Below are 18,327 nucleotides of genomic sequence, written 5' to 3' on the forward strand. Positions count from 1 at the left end.
ATCAGGTAATGACATTAAGCAGTCGCAGTTATAACGCAGTAATCTCTTCTATAAGTAACGGCAAAATCACTCCAGCTTTTTCTATTAGCGTGATATCGACGATGGTATTCGGTGTTGGGTCAGGGTTTATCTCGATAACTTGCGCACCATTTTGCTTAGCTAGCTGTGAGAGTCCGGCCGCAGGATAGACCAAGCTTGAGGTACCGATACTGATAAACACATCACAGTTAGCCGCAGCCTCTTCGGCAGTCTGCCATGCTTGTACAGGTAGTGCTTCGCCAAACCACACAATATCTGGTCTGATGTAACCGACGCAATGCGGACAAGTAATCAGCTTATCATCAAAACGTATCGTATCTTGCTTAATATAGGCGGTTCTTGATTGTTCTGGATAAGGTATCTCACACTGAGCACAGCGATCACGCCACAGATGACCGTGCAAATGAGTCACTGCGCTTCCAGCCTGCTCATGTAGGTCATCGACATTTTGGGTGATGAGTGTCACTGTTTGATCGGAGGTTTGCGCATGATACTGCCACTGAGCCAATGCATGATGGGCTGGATTTGGTACTTTATCTGCGACCACTTGCCTGCGCCACTGATACCACGACCATACAAGCTTTGGATCGCGAGCGAATGCTTCAGGAGTGGCCAAATCCTCGACGCCGTAGTTTTCCCACAAGCCCGTTTGCTTATCTCGGAACGTCGGAATACCACTTTCGGCTGAAATGCCTGCCCCTGTCAAAATGCAAATGCGCTCTTTCGATGCCAACAATGTTGCCGCAAGTTTTACTTCTGCTATTACCGCTGGTGATAATTCTGCTAACATGAGCCAACCTTTGTTAGTAATGGATATTTTTACTTATGATAGACGGAATTTGGTGGCTTGTCATATTAATCGCCATCATCGTAATTTTATGGTTGGTGGCAAAATCGCGCGGGGCAAAAGCAGGCGAAAAGCACGGTAGTGCCAAGTCAAAAAATACAGTACCGAATGATGCCCTGCAAAAAACATCCGCATTATTAAAGCAGTATTTTCCTGCTTATCGAGTCACTCGTAAGGCAAATCATTTGCTCATCAGCCAACAAGGCAAAAAAATCGCGATGATTACCATTGATAAAAAAATTGCTGAAGGTAAGCGTCGTTTGGGTGAGGTGCCAGTGATTAATTATCACCGTGTGCCTAGCCGCGCCCAGCTTGCTACTCATTTGCAAGAGGCAGAGTAGGCGGTGCTTGTATCAGTGGATAAAGAGCAAGTGGGTATTTTAAGAGAAAGTTTTTTTAGAGCTGGTCATTTAACAAGCTGGCCGTTTAAAAGAAGCGGCTCAATTAAATAGTCACGTGACGAATAACAAGTCAGAGGCTGCGAGTAAATTTAACAACACTTGATAGAGGCTACTAGGTAATGACAAGTAATATCAAAAGACTTAAAGTTTTGATATTAAAGGGCTTTAGAGGTTTTAGGTAATACTGAGGAAGGGTGAAATACGATGATTGGTGCGCTCGGCGGGAATCGAACCCACGACCCTCGGCTTCGGAAACCGATACTCTATCCAACTGAGCTACGAGCGCATATGATAACGATATGTCTGACTGTCACGCTTAGATGCGCATGATAACCAGCATAAGATGCCTAGAAATAAAGACCGCTTAGTCTAACAAATAAAACGCATAAAGCCAATAAATGACAGTCGTGATTGAGGTTTTTTAAGAAAAAACAGCCAAGTCATTAAACAAGCATGGCAATTTACCTGCCTTTTCCCTTATAATGTTGGGGAGAATTCATATTTATAATCACCGATTGCAAGTGCGCTGGCACGCGGGATGGCTGTCTGCTATTGAGGACTTAGAGGTCGTCAAAGGAGGACAGACAGAATGTCCGCGCCGTGCTAGTCCTTGTATACGTAATAAGAGAACGTGACGAATGAGAAAAGTAGTTATGTTATCGGCAGCTGCCATTCTAGGAATCGCTAGTATCGCGGTGAGCCAAGCTGAAGATATTGTCGACACGCCTGTAACTGTGACTGACGTCGCAGAAGGCCAAGAAGTCGTAGAAGAGGCACCTCAAACGCTAGGTGGTGAGCCCCAAGCTGCTGCAGACACAACAGATGGCGCTGCACCTGCTGATGGTGCCGCTCCAGCAGAAGGTGAAGAGACCGCCGCTGCAGCGCCTGCCACTGACGAAGAGCCGATTCCGCAAGATACGCCGCAAGTACAAAAGCTGATTGCTTTGTATCCTAATCTGATTGCGCGTATTCAACCTGTTGCAACTGTATGTTTTGAAGACGATGAAGTGTGTGACGTAACAGCACGCTCATCTGGCCCATCTGCTGGCGACGGTCCTCGTGATGGTAAAGCAGTATACAATGCGGTATGCCATACTTGTCACGCCTCTGGTTTGTTAGGTTCACCTATCTTTGGTGATGCTGGCGCTTGGGGACCACGTATCGCGAAAGGTAAAGATACGCTATATACCCATGCTATCAACGGTTTCAATGCGATGCCTGCCAAAGGCGGCGCGGACATTCCTGATGAAGAAGTCCAAAACGCTGTAGACTATATGGTTGCAGAAGCCAGCTAATTTTTGCTAGCGGCTTTGCTGGCTCTTACAACAGTTATCGATAAAGCGCCTATTTCAGTAATGAGATAGGCGCTTTTTTATAATAAGTATTATTAATACGGTACTTCAAATATAAAGCAGTTGAAATTTGCGATTAGCAGCCTCATTTTATGAGATTACACCGTGTCTTCTAGATAGTAGAGCGTGTTGAACATTTTTATATGGCCTCGGTCAGTATGATAATGACAGTCGAATGTTCAACACGGCCTATTATTCTAAAATCGTGTTTTATACAAATTGATAAAAAATAAGAGGTCTTCATGTCTGATGTACCAGCACTTTCTATCCAAGGCTTATCCAAAACCTATGACAATGGGTTTTCGGCGTTAAAAGGGGTTGATTTAACCGTACCACAAGGTGGGTTCTTTGCACTGCTTGGCCCAAATGGCGCAGGTAAGTCCACCATGATTGGCATTATCAGTTCACTATTTAAGCCAACAACGGGTAGTGTCCATATTTTTGGGACAGATTTATTAGAGAACCCTTCGATTGCCAAACAGTACCTTGGCGTAGTACCGCAAGAATTTAATTTCAACATGTTTGAGAAAGTCGAAGATATCTTAATTACGCAAGCAGGTTACTTTGGTATTCCAGCAAAAGAAGCCAGACCTCGCGCAAAAAGGCTGCTGACAGCACTGGGGCTATGGGACAAGCGTGATAGCAAATCGCGTGATTTATCTGGCGGTATGAAACGCCGTCTGATGATCGCGCGCGCCTTGATTCATAAACCAAAATTACTGATTCTCGATGAGCCCACAGCGGGTGTCGATATTGAGCTGCGCCGCTCGATGTGGGAGTTTATGCAGCAGATCAATATCGAAGAAAACACCACGATTATTTTGACCACCCACTATCTCGAAGAAGCCGAGCAGTTGTGTAAACGCATTGCGATCTTGGATCACGGTGAGATTCGTATCAATACAGAAATGAAAGGTTTATTGGCGCAGTTATCTGTAGAGACGTTTGTCTTTGATCTAGAGACGCCGCTCAATGAGCAATTGGCTCTGACCGGAGTGACAGACATCTCCCAGCCAGATAAGCAGACGCTAGAAGTCACCCTGACAGAAGGCGAGTCATTAAATGGTGTCTTTGATCAGTTGTCTGATAAAGGCATCAAAGTCGGCAGTATGCGTAATAAAGCCAACCGTCTAGAAGAGTTGTTTATGCGCTTGGTTGACAAAAATATTGAAAGTGCAAACAGCATGAAGGAGGCGGGATTATGAGTCAGGAACTAATCGATCATAATAAAACGATGTCACTGAGTAAAAAGTGGATTGCGTTTCGTACTATTTGGTTCAAAGAAGTGCGCCGTATTCTGCGTATTTGGCCGCAGACGCTCTTACCGCCAGTGATTACGATGAGCTTGTACTTTGTCATTTTTGGTAAGATGATTGGCTCGCGCGTAGGTGAGATGGGTGGCGTGCCCTACATGCAGTTTATCGTACCAGGTTTGATCATGATGTCGATCATTACCAACAGTTACTCGAACGTGGTTTCGAGTTTCTTTAGTGCCAAGTTTACATCTAGTATTGAAGAGCTTTTGGTCTCGCCTGTGTCCAAACATGCAATTTTGATGGGTTATATCAGCGGTGGTATCTTCCGTGGACTGGCCATCGGTGTCATTGTTTCGATTGTCGCGCTATTCTTTACTGACCTTGGTATTGAGCATTTATTTGTCACTGTATTTACGGTACTTGGCACGTCTACCTTGTTTTCATTAGGCGGTTTTATCAATGCGGTGTTTGCGCGATCATTTGATGATATCTCAATCATTCCAAGCTTTGTATTGACGCCGCTGACCTATCTTGGCGGCGTGTTCTATTCGATGGAAAATTTATCACCATTTTGGCAAAACATCTCATTGCTTAACCCTATCGTCTATATGGTCAACTCTTTCCGTTACGGTATCTTGGGCTACTCTGATGTCAACGTTTGGTATTCGATGGCAGCGATTTTTGTATTTTGCGTGATATTTTATATCATCGCTTATCGTCTGCTTGATAACGGCTCACGCGTGCGCTTGTGATGGTCAGCGTGTGAAGCGATAGCGATGCCCAAAGCGCTGTCGGTTGAGCAGTTAGGGTTTAACGATTAAATAGTAGGAAAGTAAATGAGTATTCATGGCATTTTAGGTGAGCAAACCACCGATTATCCGACTGAGTATAGCCCAGAGACGCTATATCCTATTGCACGTAGTATGGGACGTGATGTGATTGGCTGGCACGCTGACAAACTAACGGTCGGCGTAGATTGGTGGCAGGCATTCGAGCTCTCTTGGTTAAATCTACAAGGTATTTCGCAAGTGGCGATGGTGCGGTTTAGTATTCCTGCCAGCTCGCCCTTTATCGTCGAGTCAAAATCGCTCAAGCTATATTTGAACAGTATCAATTTTACTGAGTTCGCCAGTTGGAATGACGTTCAAGCGTTGATCGCTAAAGACCTGTCAGCCTGTTTGCAAGCGGAAGTACAGGTGGAGTTATTTACGCTGAATGATGCAGCAAGCCTGCTAATAGCCCAGCCAACAGGTATTTGTATTGATGACGCATTGGCAGGTAGCACGGGAAAAATCGCGTTAACTGAGCATCCTGATGCATCACTGTTGAGTAATGATGAAACAGAAGCGAGCAGTGAACGTGTGGCAAATAACAGCAATCAGCCTTATGTTTTTTATTCTAATCTGCTGCGTAGTAACTGTCCTGTGACCAATCAGCCAGATTGGGGCACACTAGCTGTGTCGATAACGACTGACAAGACTTTTAACAACGCAAATATGCTACGTTATATATTAAGTTTCCGTCAGCATAACGGCTTTCATGAGCAGTGTGTTGAGCAGATTTTTGCGGATTTGAGTCAGTATTATCAGCCAAGTGAGTTGATGGTACGCGCATGGTATACACGCCGCGGCGGTATCGATATCAATCCTTGCCGTGTCAGTGATATGGCACTATTGCCTGCGCCGAGTCGTTTGATTCGCCAGTAGTGATCATTCAATCATGATATGACAGACATAAAAAAAGCGCCTACTTATGAGGCGCTTTTTGTGTATTAACCAGTTTACTCGCAGCCCAATTTTGCCAGTAGCTCGTCACGGCTAAGCAACTCTTTTTCACCGTCACGACGATTGACATATTCGTATTTGTCTTCAGCGATGTTACGATCAGACACGACGATACGGTGTGGAATACCAATCAATTCTAAATCAGCAAACTTCACTCCTGGGCGTTCGTTACGATCGTCCAGTAGGATGTTGACACCTTTGGCCTTTAGCATCTCATAAAGCTCAGTGGCAGTCTGCATGACCGTCTCTTCTTTTGACTTCATCGGTACGATAGCCACTTCAAAAGGCGCAAGTGAGTCTTTTACATCAGGCGTTTGTGGCCATATGATACCGTTATCATCGTGGTTTTGCTCGATGGCAGCAGCGATGATGCGGCTGACGCCGATACCATAGCAGCCCATCATCAAGGTTACAGGCTTGCCAGCTTCGCCTGAGACGCTGCAGCCAAGTGCTTGTGAGTACTTATCACCCAACTGGAAGATATGACCAACTTCGATACCGCGTTTAATTTGTAGGGTTCCCTGACCATCAGGTGAGGCGTCGCCTTCGAGTACGTTGCGGATATCAACGATGCGTGTGATGTGCGCGTCACGATCCCAATTGACTCCGGTTGCGTGCTTGTTGACTTCGTTGGCACCAGCGACAAAGTCAGAGAGAATAGCCGCTGCGCGATCGACGAACACAGGGATATCTAGATCGACACCGATATAGCCTTTGAGCAGTCCTGCGGCTTTTAGCTCCTCTTCACTCGCCATAGTCAGCGGCGTGTTTACTTCTTCGATTTTTTCCGCTTTGATGTCGTTGAGCGTATGATCGCCGCGCAGTACCAGCGCAACCAACTGCTCTTCGCCTTCTGGCGTATGACCTTTAACAATCAAGGTTTTCACGGTGGTGGCAAGTGGAATGTCTAAATGCTCAGCAACTGCTTCGCAGGTTGGCATATTAACGGTATCAACGTTGGTCAGTTCTTGGGTCGCAGGCTGACGCTCGCCTGTGCTAATGGCTTCAGCAAGCTCAATATTGGCCGCATAGTCAGAGATGGTGGAGAAGGCAATGTCATCTTCGCCGCTGTCTGCCAAAACATGAAACTCATGTGAGGCAAAGCCGCCGATAGAGCCTGAATCCGCTTGTACCGCGCGAAAGTCAAAACCCAAACGGCTAAAGATACGAGTATAGGCGTCGTACATATCTTGATAAGTCTCAGCAAGTGAGGCTTGATCGATATGGAACGAGTAAGCATCTTTCATGGTAAATTCGCGTGCGCGCATCACACCAAAGCGTGGACGAATCTCGTCACGGAATTTGCTTTGAATCTGAAAGAAAGTAATCGGTAGTTGCTTATAACTACGTAGCTCGCCTTTTGCCAGATTGGTGATGACTTCTTCATGCGTTGGACCCAGCACAAAGTCACGATCATGACGGTCTTTGAAACGCAGTAGCTCAGGGCCGTAGTCTTCAAAGCGTCCGCTGGTCTGCCATAGCTCAGCAGGCTGCGTCATCGGCATCAGCAACTCTTGTGCGCCGATGTTTTGCATCTCTTCACGAACGATGCGCTCAACCTTTTGCAAAATACGCAGACCCATGGGCAACCAAATATACAATCCAGAAGCGATCTTGCGGATAAGACCAGCACGCACCATCAATTGGCTTGAGGCGATGTCGGCATCACTTGGGGTTTCTTTTAGTGTGGCAAATAAAAATTGACTGGCTTTCATAAATAAAGCGTAACCTTATCTTTGATAAAAAAATAAGAAATAGTAGGATGTTGAGCGTATGGCTAATCGTTTCATTGCCGCCGCAAGCTTACCTTTATCACTTAGCAATATTCTAGGGTATTTCCTAGTTACTCACATGCTGGTATAAAAAAGCACATCAGTAAGAACCCCTCTTATAAGAGTAAACAAGAGAGGCAAATTTGATTTAAGGTATGAATATGCCGAAATGCAATATATTCAGGGCAAGAGCCTGATAATGCTAAAAGACTGACATTTTATACATACAATCTGACTATGTTAGGTAAAGTTCGCCTAAGACGCAATGACTTTTTATCTTTTCAGACCGAACGTTATACAAAGGCTGAGATGAGACTCGAATAATTGAGTTATAGTCAATCCTAAATAAAACAGATACATTATATATCAAGGTGGAACTGGTCTAAATTTTCCTTGCGTGCTGTGCCTACGCTGCTCGATGCTGCGAAAAATTTATCCCAGTCCCACTGTGTCGTTTTTATACTGAATTCACTATATTTATAAGATTTTAAGATGAACACAATTTACGTATTATGTAGAAGATTGGTAGCCACTACTTGAATTAACTGCACAATAGTCGCATTTACAGGTTAAGTATTTGTTTTAATTATATAAAACCGTTGGTCATCTGAAAAACGATGCACTCTTATAACGATGCACCTTTATAAAGGTAACTTCTATGAGTAGTCCTGATATGAACAATACCAATGGCACCCACAAGCCAGCGAAGCAGCCTATTGCCATGATGTCTTGGGTAATATTACTCATTGGCTTAGCAGCCATCGTTTTTGCTATTTATAGCGCGCAAAAAATCACAGAAGAAGAACCGATAGAAACCATCACTCGAGAAGGCGTGGTCACGCAAATCCAGCAATTAAACAGACTCCATACCGTCGCGTTTAGTGTTGATACGGTGATTACGAGTGAGCGTCCAGGGAGTTGGATGAAGTTGTGGCAAGATGAACAAAAAGCGCTGTTCATTGCTCATGGCCGCGTCGAAGCAGGGGTTGATCTGAGTGCTTTGACGCCTGAGATGGTGCAGGTCATTCAGCCTACTCAGACTATAACTGATGCAGAGGATGAGCAAGCAGCGAATAATGCACCTGCCTCAGCCATGCCACAAATCAATATTACCTTACCACCTACAGAGATATTTTCAGTATATTTAGATGATATCGAGATTTATGACTGGCAGACAGGCGCTTTTGGCATGATGCAAGTTGATCCTAAGATATTGGCGCAAGCACAAACCATGGCAAAAAAAGAAGTGCTAGAGCGTGCCTGCCGAGGAGATGTCATGAATATGGCGCTGCAAAATGCTCAAACGCAATTGCAGCAGCTGTTTGCTTTAACGGGTGCTGTCGTGACGGTCAACACGCAGGGTGCAGGCGCATGTCAGTTGCCAGCAGTCACTAATAGCTAGTTTACTCTTTTTTAAATTCAGCAATGGCGAGCTTACGTGCTGATTTATGTTCGACCATCGGCACAGGGTAGTCGATATCAGCAAACTTGCCGCCCTTCGCCAGTGCTTTACGCATTTTATCCTCACTATGCAAAGTGCTCGCGGGGATGTCTTTTAGTTCTGGTAGCCACGTTTTGATAAATATCGCTTTTTTATCATGAGTGCTGCCTTGGCTAAAGGGGTTCATAATACGGAAGTAGGGTGCTGAGTCAGTACCTGTTGATGCGCTCCATTGCCAGCCGCCATTATTGGAGGCAAAATCCCCATCGATGAGCTGCTGCATAAAGTAGCGCTCACCCAAGCGCCAATCAATCAACAAGTCTTTGGTCAAAAACATTGCTGTGACCATGCGCAGTCGATTGTGCATAAATCCAGTAGCGTTTAGACAGCGCATCGCCGCATCAACGAGTGGTACGCCTGTTTTGCCCGTGCACCATGCTTGAAAATCCTCTTCATCGTATGACCAACTCACTTTGGTGTCAGTGTCCTCTTTATACGCTTTATGGCGAATCAGGTTTGGCTTATCGATCAGCACATGACGATAAAAATCTCGCCAAGCAAGCTCGCTTATCCAGCGGTCGATATCTTCATTATCGCCATCATTACCGTGTAGCTTTTCTTGTACTTTGCTGGCTTGTAAATAACAGAGCCGAGGGCTGATAGTGCCTATAGTGAGATAAGCGGATAGCTGACTGGTGGCATGCAGGTGCGGCACATCGCGGCTGACATCATAGTCATTGATATCATCAGCGACAAACTCATCTAAGCGCTGGCAAGCAGCAGACTCCCCTGCAGGATAGGCGTCCCTTGCGGCAGTGAGTTGGGCTTTTATATCGATATGCTGTAACGAGTCCTCTTTTTGCAGCGTCTTTTGATAATCACCAAGCATTTCTTCACTGAGGGCTTTGATATCGTCAGCTGTATAGGCACTATTTTTCGATGATTTTAGCTCGATTTTATCATCGCAGTCGACTGCTGGTGCGTCATGCATTTGAATGGTGCTAACGTCTAGCGTATGTCGCCATTTCTTATAAAACGGCGTGAAGACTTTATACATACTATCGCCGTCATTTGTCGTAATACTCAGCGGTGGCAAGTTACATTGGTCATGCCAGCGGACAAACTCGATGTCGTCTTTTGCAAGCTGCTCACTCAATGCCTCATCACGATCAATCTCATTGCCTTCGTATTCATGGTTAGCCATGACGCAGCTGATGTCGTTGTCCTTGCATAAGCTCGTCAGAGACTCTATACAGTCAGAAAAGCTTGGACAGAGCTGTACTGTTAAAGTGATATTCAGTTGTGATTTCAAATCCTTTGCTAGTATAGGTAACGTACGGGCAATATGGTCGACTTGCACCAGAGAGGTGTCATGCTGTTGCCACTGCTCAGGTGTCAAAAAGAATATGGCGGATACCGATGCATTGTCTTCATTAGCCCGCTCGCACAGTGCTGCCAATGCAGTATTATCATGAATGCGCAAATCTCGACGAAACCACATCAAGTAATGCAACGGACTGTCGCTATCGCTACTGTCATTGTTTTTATTATTGCTACCATTGTTGTTAGTAGTCTTTGACATCAAAGTATCCCTATATGAATCAATCGCAATCATAAACAAAACTCGGCATAAAAGTATGCTAGGATAAGTTTTTGGATGCAATGGCTTTGCCGTTTGCGTAACAAATTCTCATCATATCTCACGATTTATCTTTAGTCTGACGCTATCTGATGCCGCTATAATCGATGTCAGATTTATGTATATAAAATCCAAGGTCACAAAATGCACGTTAAGTTTTGCGGATTTACTCAGCTTAGTGACATACAGACTGCGGCACAGTTAGGTGCAGACGCAGTCGGTTTGGTGTTTTATCCGCCAAGTCCGCGTGCGGTCACGATAGAGCAAGCACAGACATTGAGTGCTGCCGTGCCTGCTTTTGTGAGCGTGGTGGCGTTAGTGGTCAATATGCCTAAAGAAGAGCTAGTCAAATTAGCAAACGATGTACCTTTTGATATCCTTCAGTTTCACGGTGATGAAACGCCCGAACAATGCGAGCAGCTGGCAAGCCGTGTCAATAAACGCTGGATCAAAGCATTGCGTATCAATGTAGAGCAAGACACGCCCGATAGCGTTCGTGCTCAGGTTGCACAGTTTGCTGATGCAGGTGCCAGTAGTATTTTGCTGGATGCGTATCATCAAGCGGCATATGGCGGGACAGGGCAGCGCTTTGACTGGAGTCTCATTCCCCATGACAGCGCGTTACCCATTGTACTGGCTGGTGGTCTTGATGCGCAAAATGTCGCAGAGACATCAAATCTGCCCATCTACGGCGTTGATGTCAGTGGTGGTATCGAGGTTGATAAAGGCAAAAAAGATGCTGCTAAGATGCGTGCCTTTATGAAAGCGGTCAAGCGCGACCGATGGCAAAACGCTACGGTCACTGACGCCATTTAAGTTTGTTATCGTAGGTTATTTTCTATATATAATAGGCTTATTTGGTCGTTATTCCGATTTATCCGTTCCAATCTTATTTCATTTTTCTCTTTATATTTATTCTAAAAAATACCACTTATTACAGTAGGAATTACCATGAGTCATGTCGCGAACAAAGATTTATCTACTACAGCACAATCTATAAACACCTTTACCAATCCTGAAAACGTGCAAGATTTTAACCAATACCCTGATGCACGCGGCCATTTCGGTGTACATGGTGGACGCTTTGTCTCTGAGACGCTGATGGCCGCATTAGAAGAGCTTGAGACGCTTTATACCAAAGTCAAAGCAGATCCAGCGTTTTGGGAAGAGTATCATAACGATTTGGTCAATTATGTCGGTCGTCCAACGCCGCTGTATCACGCCAAACGCTTGAGTGATGAGATCGGCGGCGCGCAAATTTACTTTAAGCGTGAAGACCTGAACCATACTGGCGCGCACAAAGTAAACAACACCATTGGACAAGCATTGCTTGCCAAGATGTGTGGCAAAAAACGTATCATCGCCGAAACTGGCGCAGGACAGCATGGTGTCGCGACCGCAACGATTGCAGCACGCTTGGGGCTAGAGTGTATCGTATATATGGGTGCTGACGATGTTGAACGTCAAAAAATGAACGTCTATCGTATGCGTTTGCTTGGTGCGACAGTGGTGCCAGTAACGTCTGGCTCACGCACGCTAAAAGACGCGATGAACGAGGCCATGCGTGATTGGGTGACCAATGTTGATAGCACGTATTATATTATTGGTACGGTCGCAGGGCCGCATCCTTATCCGCTATTGGTTCGTGATTTCCAAGCGATTATTGGGAAAGAAGCGCGCATTCAGCATTTAGAAAAAACAGGCAAGCTTCCTGATGCATTGGTTGCTTGTGTTGGTGGTGGTTCAAATGCTATTGGTTTGTTCTTTGATTTCCTCAATGATACTGACGTTAAGATGTATGGCGTCGAAGCCACGGGTGATGGTATCGAGTCAGGTCGTCATTCTGCGCCATTGGCTGCAGGTCGTATTGGCGTGCTGCATGGTAACCGTACTTACCTCATGGCAGATGATGATGGTCAGATTCAAGAGACGCATTCTATCTCAGCCGGTCTTGATTATCCTGGTGTTGGCCCTGAGCACAGCTTCCTAAAAGACATGAAACGCGTTGAGTATGTCGGCTGTACTGACAAAGAGGCGCTAGAAGGTTTCCATGAAGCCACGCGCAAAGAAGGTATCATCCCTGCGCTTGAGACTTCTCATGCTATCGCTTATGCATTGAAACTGGCGAAAACCATGACGCCTGATCAGACAATCATCGTTAATATGTCAGGTCGCGGTGACAAAGATTTGCATTCAGTAATGAAAGCAGAAGGGATTGAGATGTAGTAACAAGTCATTTGATGAATGATCAATTTATAAGTTGCTAGCCACTTCCTCATAAGAAAAATCGCTTAGACCCTTTATTTAACAAGAAGTATTAGATAAAGGGTCAGACAAGCCAGTTTATAATAATTAAGAGACCACTATGACCAGAATTGAAAGCACCTTTGAAACTTTAAAATCACAAAATAAAAAAGCCCTGATTCCTTATGTCATGGCAGGCGATCCTAATCCTGCAACCACTGTCGGTCTATTGCACGATTTAGTGAAGCACGGTGCAGATATGATCGAAGTCGGTCTGCCGTTCTCTGACCCGATGGCAGATGGTCCAGTCGTATCGCTGGCAGGTGAGCGTGCCTTAGCCGCAGGTACGAGCACACGTGACACGCTAAAGATGGTGGCAGAGTTTCGCCAAACCGACACGCAAACGCCAATCATCTTAATGGGTTATCTCAATCCTGTAGAGATTATCGGCTATGACAATTTTGTCACGCTATGCGAGCAGTCAGGCGTTGATGGCCTACTAATGGTAGATTTGCCACCAGCAGAGGCGGGTAGCTTTACGCAGCATTTGACCGACCATTCGATGAATGAGATTTTCTTGCTGTCGCCGACCACTTTGCCTGAGCGCCGCGAGCAAGTATTGACCCATTGCGGTGGTTATATTTACTATGTATCGCTAAAAGGCGTGACGGGTTCAGCCACGCTCGATACCGATGATGTGGCGACGCAAGTGCAAGCGATCAAAGCAGAGACAGACCTGCCTGTGTGTGTAGGCTTCGGTATCCGTGATGGCGCTTCTGCAAAAGCAATTGGTACTCATGCGGATGGCGTTATCGTGGGTAGTGCATTGGTACAGAATTTTGCAGATATTGATGCCAATGATACCGCGGCTGTGGCCAAGGCTCAGCAAAACATCATGGCAAAAATGGATGAGCTGCGTGCAGCATTAGACAGTCTGAGTGCTTAATATTCATTATCCTAGTATCGCTTTTATTAATCTAACAGCGGCAAGATGTTTTAAGTATCTCATTGAGGCAATTTGATAAAGGTAATAGCTGGTTTGAAGGGGTTATTTTGAGTAGTTGTCCTTGAATCGCGAAGTTAAATAATGGGAATCAATGACTCAAAAACGTTACTGAAAGATGACGTTAAATGACTTTGCTAAATTTAGTTTACGAGTGTAAACTAACATGACTATTATATGGCGTCTGATAGCCGTGATTTGTCAGTGACTAGTTTCAAAAAGCATCTGCCAAAAAGCATTTGCCAAAAAGTCTCAACAAGCACATCATCTATCAACAAGCACCTAACCAAATGATCGACACGTAAGATTGATACATTAGCGTGTCGCATAATTGCTCATGTTATGACTGGGTTTGACGCTTTGTTTAGACAACCATTAAACTCTCAATGACAAGCGAATGAGCCAACTTGTCAATAAGCCTTTTATGATGGCAAATAATATGACTGATACAGCAACAAAACTCGATAATAATACTGCTAAAGCCGAGCCAAACAGCAACGCGGATAGGCAGTCATGGTTTAACCGTCCTATACCAGGTATCAAGCAGCAATTAACTGCGCAATTGACCGCGGTAGAGACTGAACCGTCGACCAAATGCAGCAATTGTCATTCTGTGATTACCAACACCGCACTGATTTTTAACTGCTATGTGTGTCCGCACTGTGATCATCATTTACCGATGAGTGCTCGTGAGCGCTTAAATTGGTTGCTTGATCAAATAGACGGTGAGACAGGGCAAGAATTCACTGCCAAAGATCCGCTTAGCTTTGTGGATAGCAAGCCATATCCTGCGCGTATGAGCGAAGCACAAGAAAAAACGGGCGAGAGTGAAGCGCTGGTTGCCATGTACGGCAAGCTGCGTAACCTTGATATTGTCGCTTGTGCCTTTGATTTCCATTTTATGGGCGGCTCGATGGGTTCAGTGGTTGGCGATCGTTTTGTACAAGCCGCTGAAAGAGCGCTTGAGCAAAAAGTACCGTTAGTGTGCTTTGCTGCTTCTGGCGGTGCGCGTATGCAAGAAGGTCTGTTATCATTGATGCAAATGGCACGCACGGCGGCAGCGATTGAACGTCTAAAAATCGCTGGTATTCCGTATATTGTGGTATTGACCAATCCTGTCTACGGCGGTGTGACTGCGTCATTGGCGATGCTGGGTGATATCCATCTGGCAGAACCAAAAGCGATGATTGGCTTCGCGGGTAAGCGTGTAATCGAGCAGACCGTGCGTGAGACGTTAGAAGAGCCGTTCCAGCGTGCAGAGTTCTTATTAGAGCATGGCGTCGTAGATGAAGTGGTGCATCGTCATCAACTGATTGATACGATCTATCGTTTGCTCGCAAAACTGTGCCACGTACCTAATGTAGATGCTTAATAAGATGTATGGCTCAGTATCATGAGTCAATTATTGAGTGCATAAACGCCTAGCCGCGTGCTAACATCTATTGCATATGCAAGACCCTCTAATAGCATTTATCGTCATTGCACGGTAAATGCTATTTTTGGTTTTAGCCAACACATATATTTCTATTTCTTATTAAATTTACTATAGGTTTTATCCATGTCTGATCTTGTAGCGTCCAACTCTAGTAGCCCTAACGACAACGTTGGTTTGGTCAGCTTGACCGAATGGCTAAATTATATGCAGCAAATACATGTGTCTGCGATAGATATGGGACTATCGCGTGTATTGCCTGTTGCCGAAGCGCTAGGAGTAGTAAAGTCAGCTAAAGATGACGCTTATGTCTTCACTGTGGCAGGCACCAATGGTAAAGGCTCTACGACCGCTGTTATCGCCGAAATGTGTAAAGCCGCAGGTTATAAGACGGCACTATATCAATCGCCGCACTTGAGCGTATTTAATGAGCGCGTGCGTATCAATGGCAAAATGGTCAGCGATGAGACGCTGATTGATGCTTTTAGCAAAGTCGAAGCAGCACGTTTAGAGTGCGATTTGACCTTGTCATTCTTTGAGATGACAACGCTGGCAGCATTACTCATATTTGCTGAGGCAGACTGTGATGTATGGGTGTTAGAAGTTGGATTAGGCGGACGGTTAGATGTGGTCAATATTATTGATCCTGATATGGCAGTGATTACTAATATTGGTATCGATCATGTCGACTGGCTCGGTGACAATGTTGAGGACATCGGTCGCGAGAAAGCAGGTATATTGCGACAAGGTATCTCTTTAGTTTATGGTGCTATTGAAATGCCATCTAGCGTGCAGCACGCTATCAATAATAAGCAAGCGACTTGTTATCAAATTGGGCAAGATTTTAGCTACCGCGATATTGACTCAATGATTTGGCAATACAGTAATGCGGCAGTTACCTTGCAATTACCACGCCCTGCGCTATCCTTGACCAATACTGCTAATGCACTATCGGCGGTACTTGCAAGCCCGTTGAAAGTCGATATAAGTGCCATCGAGCAGGCATTGCAAACTGTCAAACTGGCAGGGCGCTTTGATTATCGTGAAAGCCATCATCGTCATTGGTTGTTTGATGTGGCGCACAACGAGCAAGGTGTGGAATTTTTATTAGCGCAGTTATTGCCATTTTGGCATCAGCATTTGAGTAAACACGGCAGCCAATCTGATAGAGACCTTCCAAAAATCAAAATGTTGTTCTCTATGTTGGGTGATAAAGATATCGACAAAGTAGTACAACGTCTGACTCAAGCAGGCTTGCCGATTAGTGATTGGTTCATTGCTGAGATTGATTATCCTCGTGCCGCGAGTAACGAGCAGCTACAAGGCGTCTTAACTCAATATGTGGATAGCGCCAACATATATCAATTCGATGGCTTGCATGCAGCGACGTATGCGGTAATAGCTGATAGTCAGCCACAAGATCTAATCGTCGTATGTGGTTCGTTTCATACGATTGGCGAAGCGCTTGCTGCACTCGCCGTATGATCATTTAAGTTAAAGTGGCGCCTGTTTAGTGTTAATCTTAGTACTTGCCTGATAGCAGACAGCACGAAAAATATGCTTTATAATCAAAATGATTTGCAAGACTGGCATAAATGGGTCGGCATAGATTTTGAACACTGATGGCAGTAACTGGCGGTACGAGGTATTTATTAGCGCAATTATCTATATTGCTGTAAGACAGTCCCTGCGCCGCTCAATCAACCTTATCACCAACTAAGAGACGTAAACGGATGAACTTTTCGAGACAAGCCTTATTGGGCATTGGGATGATTCTAGGCGGTAGCGTGATGTTATACGCCATGGTGCAGCAGATTAGCGAGAGCAACCAGCCACAGCCAACATCAGCGATGATAGAGAAACCAACGACCGAGCAAGAATCTCCGCAACCGCTAACGACTGACATTGAGACAGAAAAACGTATCCTTGCGCAAAAGCAAAAAGAACGTGCGGCTCGTGTTGCCGAGCAGGAGAGACGCGCACAGGAGTTTTTGACAGAACAAGAAGTGGCTGAAGCAGAAGCGTTGGCCAAAGCCCGTGCTGAAAGCCAGCAGTATGTCAAAAATATCGCGGCGACAAATGAACAGAGTGAGAGTTCAGAAGACGTAAAAGACACAGACAAAATTGTCAAAAGTAAGGAAGTGCAAGATGCTGAAAAATTGGTTAAGGCAGCCGATGATGCAGTGAATGAAGCCAAAGCAAAAAAGCAGGCGGAAGATGAGCAGCAACAAGCCAAAGCAAAACAAGAAAAAGCCGCTGCTGAAAAACTAGCAGAAAGTAAAAAAGAAGCAGAAGCGAAAAGACAAGCGGACGCTCAAGCTGCGGCCGAAAAAAAGAGAGAGGCAGCTGAAGCGGCTAAAAATGAACCACCAAAATCGCCCTCTGATTATCAAGTCAAAAAAGGCGATGGGCTGATTAAGCTTGCAAGACAGTACAATATGCCTGTCGAAGTCTTGGCTCAAGCAAATAACATCTCACCATCGACCTCATTACAGCTGGGTCAAAACATTACCATACCTTCGCGCAGTCAAGTGCAACGTCTGGAGCGAGAAGCCGCTGCTGCCGAAAAAGCGGCTGAGGCTAAGCGAGAGGCTCAGCAAAAGCTTCGTGAGGCTCGTCAAGAAGTCAAAGAAACCGATGCGAAAGGCAGCTTTGGGGTGCAAGTAGCGCTCGCAGATAATCAGGCCAAAGCGGATCAACTAGCGAAAAAATTCAAAGAGGCTGGATATCAAGTGAAGACCAGTCCGACCAGTCGCGGTGTACGCGTCATTGTTGGTCCTGAACGTGGAAAGGTCGCCGCATTGGCACTAAAAGATAAGATCAATAGTGATTCTAACGTCAATACGACCGGTGCTTGGGTGCTTTACTGGCGTTAAGCTATAACTATAGACTCAGCGACTGTCTTCAGAGATTGATGAGTAGATAAGTGAGATATTTTCTTTAGTACTGACTTGAATTATTATTTAATGATCAAAACACGACATTCGCTGTCGTGTTTTTTGTTTTATCGTTTGCCGATTGGCGCAAGCTTGGTTACGATGAGCACCATTTTTATTACTCATTTTTGTATAACCTGTCAGCCTATATAGGTTGCCCTGTGGTGATCAGCCGATCATT

General features: G+C 45.2%; 15 protein-coding genes and 1 tRNA gene. 12 read left to right on the forward strand and 4 right to left on the reverse strand.

All coding sequences use genetic code 11. The features are described from left to right. Nucleotides 1-28: 28 nt before the first annotated feature. Complete coding sequence (locus tag BLR43_RS05780; protein WP_093069516.1) at nt 29-829, reverse strand: NAD-dependent deacylase; 801 nt, start codon at nt 827-829, stop codon at nt 29-31. A 35-nt stretch (nt 830-864) separates the two neighbouring features. On the opposite strand from BLR43_RS05780, the gene BLR43_RS05785 reads away from it, so the two are divergent. Further along, nucleotides 865-1,227, forward strand: coding sequence for a hypothetical protein (locus tag BLR43_RS05785; protein ID WP_093069519.1), 363 nt, complete (start codon nt 865-867; stop codon nt 1,225-1,227). A 269-nt stretch (nt 1,228-1,496) separates the two neighbouring features. Here BLR43_RS05785 and BLR43_RS05790 read toward each other — a convergent pair. After that, a tRNA-Arg gene (locus BLR43_RS05790) sits at nt 1,497-1,573 on the reverse strand. Nucleotides 1,574-1,940: 367 nt separating this feature from the next. Here BLR43_RS05790 and BLR43_RS05795 point away from each other — a divergent pair. The 4 genes from BLR43_RS05795 to queF all read left to right on the forward strand — a co-directional run bounded on the left by BLR43_RS05795 (nt 1,941) and on the right by queF (nt 5,601). Further along, nucleotides 1,941-2,582 (forward strand): c-type cytochrome, encoded by a 642-nt coding sequence (locus tag BLR43_RS05795; RefSeq protein ID WP_379542912.1) that lies wholly within the window; start codon nt 1,941-1,943, stop codon nt 2,580-2,582. Nucleotides 2,583-2,881: 299 nt separating this feature from the next. Further along, nucleotides 2,882-3,844, forward strand: a complete 963-nt coding sequence (locus BLR43_RS05800; RefSeq protein ID WP_093069523.1) for an ABC transporter ATP-binding protein — start codon at nt 2,882-2,884, stop codon at nt 3,842-3,844. A gap of 29 nt (nt 3,845-3,873) precedes the next feature. Further along, nucleotides 3,874-4,647 carry an ABC transporter permease gene (locus tag BLR43_RS05805; RefSeq protein ID WP_093069637.1) on the forward strand — a complete coding sequence of 258 codons (774 nt, stop codon included), beginning with the start codon at nt 3,874-3,876 and terminating at the stop codon, nt 4,645-4,647. An 84-nt stretch (nt 4,648-4,731) separates the two neighbouring features. Continuing rightward, a complete protein-coding gene (gene queF / locus BLR43_RS05810) occupies nt 4,732-5,601 on the forward strand; it encodes an NADPH-dependent 7-cyano-7-deazaguanine reductase QueF (protein WP_093069525.1) in 870 nt (289 codons plus the stop codon). 74 nt (nt 5,602-5,675) lie between these two features. Here queF and BLR43_RS05815 read toward each other — a convergent pair whose 3' ends face one another. Next, complete coding sequence (locus tag BLR43_RS05815; protein WP_071002226.1) at nt 5,676-7,394, reverse strand: proline--tRNA ligase; 1,719 nt, start codon at nt 7,392-7,394, stop codon at nt 5,676-5,678. Between the two features lie 715 nt (nt 7,395-8,109). Here BLR43_RS05815 and BLR43_RS05820 point away from each other — a divergent pair. Beyond that, the gene (locus BLR43_RS05820; RefSeq protein ID WP_083328867.1) at nt 8,110-8,853 is read left to right on the forward strand and encodes a DUF4230 domain-containing protein; all 744 of its coding nucleotides are present in this window, start codon (nt 8,110-8,112) and stop codon (nt 8,851-8,853) included. Nucleotide 8,854: 1 nt separating this feature from the next. Here BLR43_RS05820 and BLR43_RS05825 read toward each other — a convergent pair whose 3' ends face one another. After that, on the reverse strand, nt 8,855-10,474 hold the full coding sequence (locus BLR43_RS05825; RefSeq protein ID WP_093069528.1) for a cryptochrome/photolyase family protein: 1,620 nt from the start codon (nt 10,472-10,474) through the stop codon (nt 8,855-8,857). A 201-nt stretch (nt 10,475-10,675) separates the two neighbouring features. Between BLR43_RS05825 and BLR43_RS05830 the strand changes: the two genes are divergently transcribed. The 6 genes from BLR43_RS05830 to BLR43_RS05855 all read left to right on the forward strand — a co-directional run bounded on the left by BLR43_RS05830 (nt 10,676) and on the right by BLR43_RS05855 (nt 18,086). Continuing rightward, nucleotides 10,676-11,347 carry a phosphoribosylanthranilate isomerase gene (locus tag BLR43_RS05830; RefSeq protein WP_093069531.1) on the forward strand — a complete coding sequence of 224 codons (672 nt, stop codon included), beginning with the start codon at nt 10,676-10,678 and terminating at the stop codon, nt 11,345-11,347. Nucleotides 11,348-11,482: 135 nt separating this feature from the next. Continuing rightward, entirely contained in the window at nt 11,483-12,757 is a 1,275-nt protein-coding gene (gene trpB / locus BLR43_RS05835; RefSeq protein WP_223334750.1) for a tryptophan synthase subunit beta, read from the forward strand. Nucleotides 12,758-12,896: 139 nt separating this feature from the next. After that, complete coding sequence (gene trpA / locus BLR43_RS05840) at nt 12,897-13,721, forward strand: tryptophan synthase subunit alpha (RefSeq protein WP_093069534.1); 825 nt, start codon at nt 12,897-12,899, stop codon at nt 13,719-13,721. Between the two features lie 484 nt (nt 13,722-14,205). Next, nucleotides 14,206-15,150 carry an acetyl-CoA carboxylase, carboxyltransferase subunit beta gene (gene accD / locus BLR43_RS05845; RefSeq protein ID WP_201587847.1) on the forward strand — a complete coding sequence of 315 codons (945 nt, stop codon included), beginning with the start codon at nt 14,206-14,208 and terminating at the stop codon, nt 15,148-15,150. Between the two features lie 186 nt (nt 15,151-15,336). Beyond that, a complete protein-coding gene (locus BLR43_RS05850; protein WP_093069536.1) occupies nt 15,337-16,695 on the forward strand; it encodes a bifunctional folylpolyglutamate synthase/dihydrofolate synthase in 1,359 nt (452 codons plus the stop codon). 248 nt (nt 16,696-16,943) lie between these two features. Further along, entirely contained in the window at nt 16,944-18,086 is a 1,143-nt protein-coding gene (locus tag BLR43_RS05855; protein WP_093069539.1) for a LysM peptidoglycan-binding domain-containing protein, read from the forward strand. The last annotated feature ends 241 nt before the right edge of the window (nt 18,087-18,327 follow it).

It is taken from the genome of Psychrobacter pacificensis (assembly GCF_900101915.1).
GTDB classification, from domain to species: Bacteria; Pseudomonadota; Gammaproteobacteria; order Pseudomonadales; family Moraxellaceae; genus Psychrobacter; species Psychrobacter pacificensis.

What these genes read in the sequence shown, in the direction of transcription:
- BLR43_RS05825 (WP_093069528.1), bottom strand. Translation starts at nt 10,474, where the DNA reads ATGTCAAAGACTACTAACAACAATGGTAGCAATAATAAAAACAATGAC.
- trpA (WP_093069534.1), top strand. Translation starts at nt 12,897, where the DNA reads ATGACCAGAATTGAAAGCACCTTTGAAACTTTAAAATCACAAAATAAA.
- queF (WP_093069525.1), top strand. Translation starts at nt 4,732, where the DNA reads ATGAGTATTCATGGCATTTTAGGTGAGCAAACCACCGATTATCCGACT.
- BLR43_RS05855 (WP_093069539.1), top strand. Translation starts at nt 16,944, where the DNA reads ATGAACTTTTCGAGACAAGCCTTATTGGGCATTGGGATGATTCTAGGC.
- trpB (WP_223334750.1), top strand. Translation starts at nt 11,483, where the DNA reads ATGAGTCATGTCGCGAACAAAGATTTATCTACTACAGCACAATCTATA.
- BLR43_RS05820 (WP_083328867.1), top strand. Translation starts at nt 8,110, where the DNA reads ATGAGTAGTCCTGATATGAACAATACCAATGGCACCCACAAGCCAGCG.
- BLR43_RS05815 (WP_071002226.1), bottom strand. Translation starts at nt 7,394, where the DNA reads ATGAAAGCCAGTCAATTTTTATTTGCCACACTAAAAGAAACCCCAAGT.
- BLR43_RS05780 (WP_093069516.1), bottom strand. Translation starts at nt 829, where the DNA reads ATGTTAGCAGAATTATCACCAGCGGTAATAGCAGAAGTAAAACTTGCG.
- BLR43_RS05785 (WP_093069519.1), top strand. Translation starts at nt 865, where the DNA reads ATGATAGACGGAATTTGGTGGCTTGTCATATTAATCGCCATCATCGTA.
- accD (WP_201587847.1), top strand. Translation starts at nt 14,206, where the DNA reads ATGGCAAATAATATGACTGATACAGCAACAAAACTCGATAATAATACT.
- BLR43_RS05805 (WP_093069637.1), top strand. Translation starts at nt 3,874, where the DNA reads ATGTCACTGAGTAAAAAGTGGATTGCGTTTCGTACTATTTGGTTCAAA.
- BLR43_RS05830 (WP_093069531.1), top strand. Translation starts at nt 10,676, where the DNA reads ATGCACGTTAAGTTTTGCGGATTTACTCAGCTTAGTGACATACAGACT.
- BLR43_RS05800 (WP_093069523.1), top strand. Translation starts at nt 2,882, where the DNA reads ATGTCTGATGTACCAGCACTTTCTATCCAAGGCTTATCCAAAACCTAT.
- BLR43_RS05795 (WP_379542912.1), top strand. Translation starts at nt 1,941, where the DNA reads ATGTTATCGGCAGCTGCCATTCTAGGAATCGCTAGTATCGCGGTGAGC.
- BLR43_RS05850 (WP_093069536.1), top strand. Translation starts at nt 15,337, where the DNA reads ATGTCTGATCTTGTAGCGTCCAACTCTAGTAGCCCTAACGACAACGTT.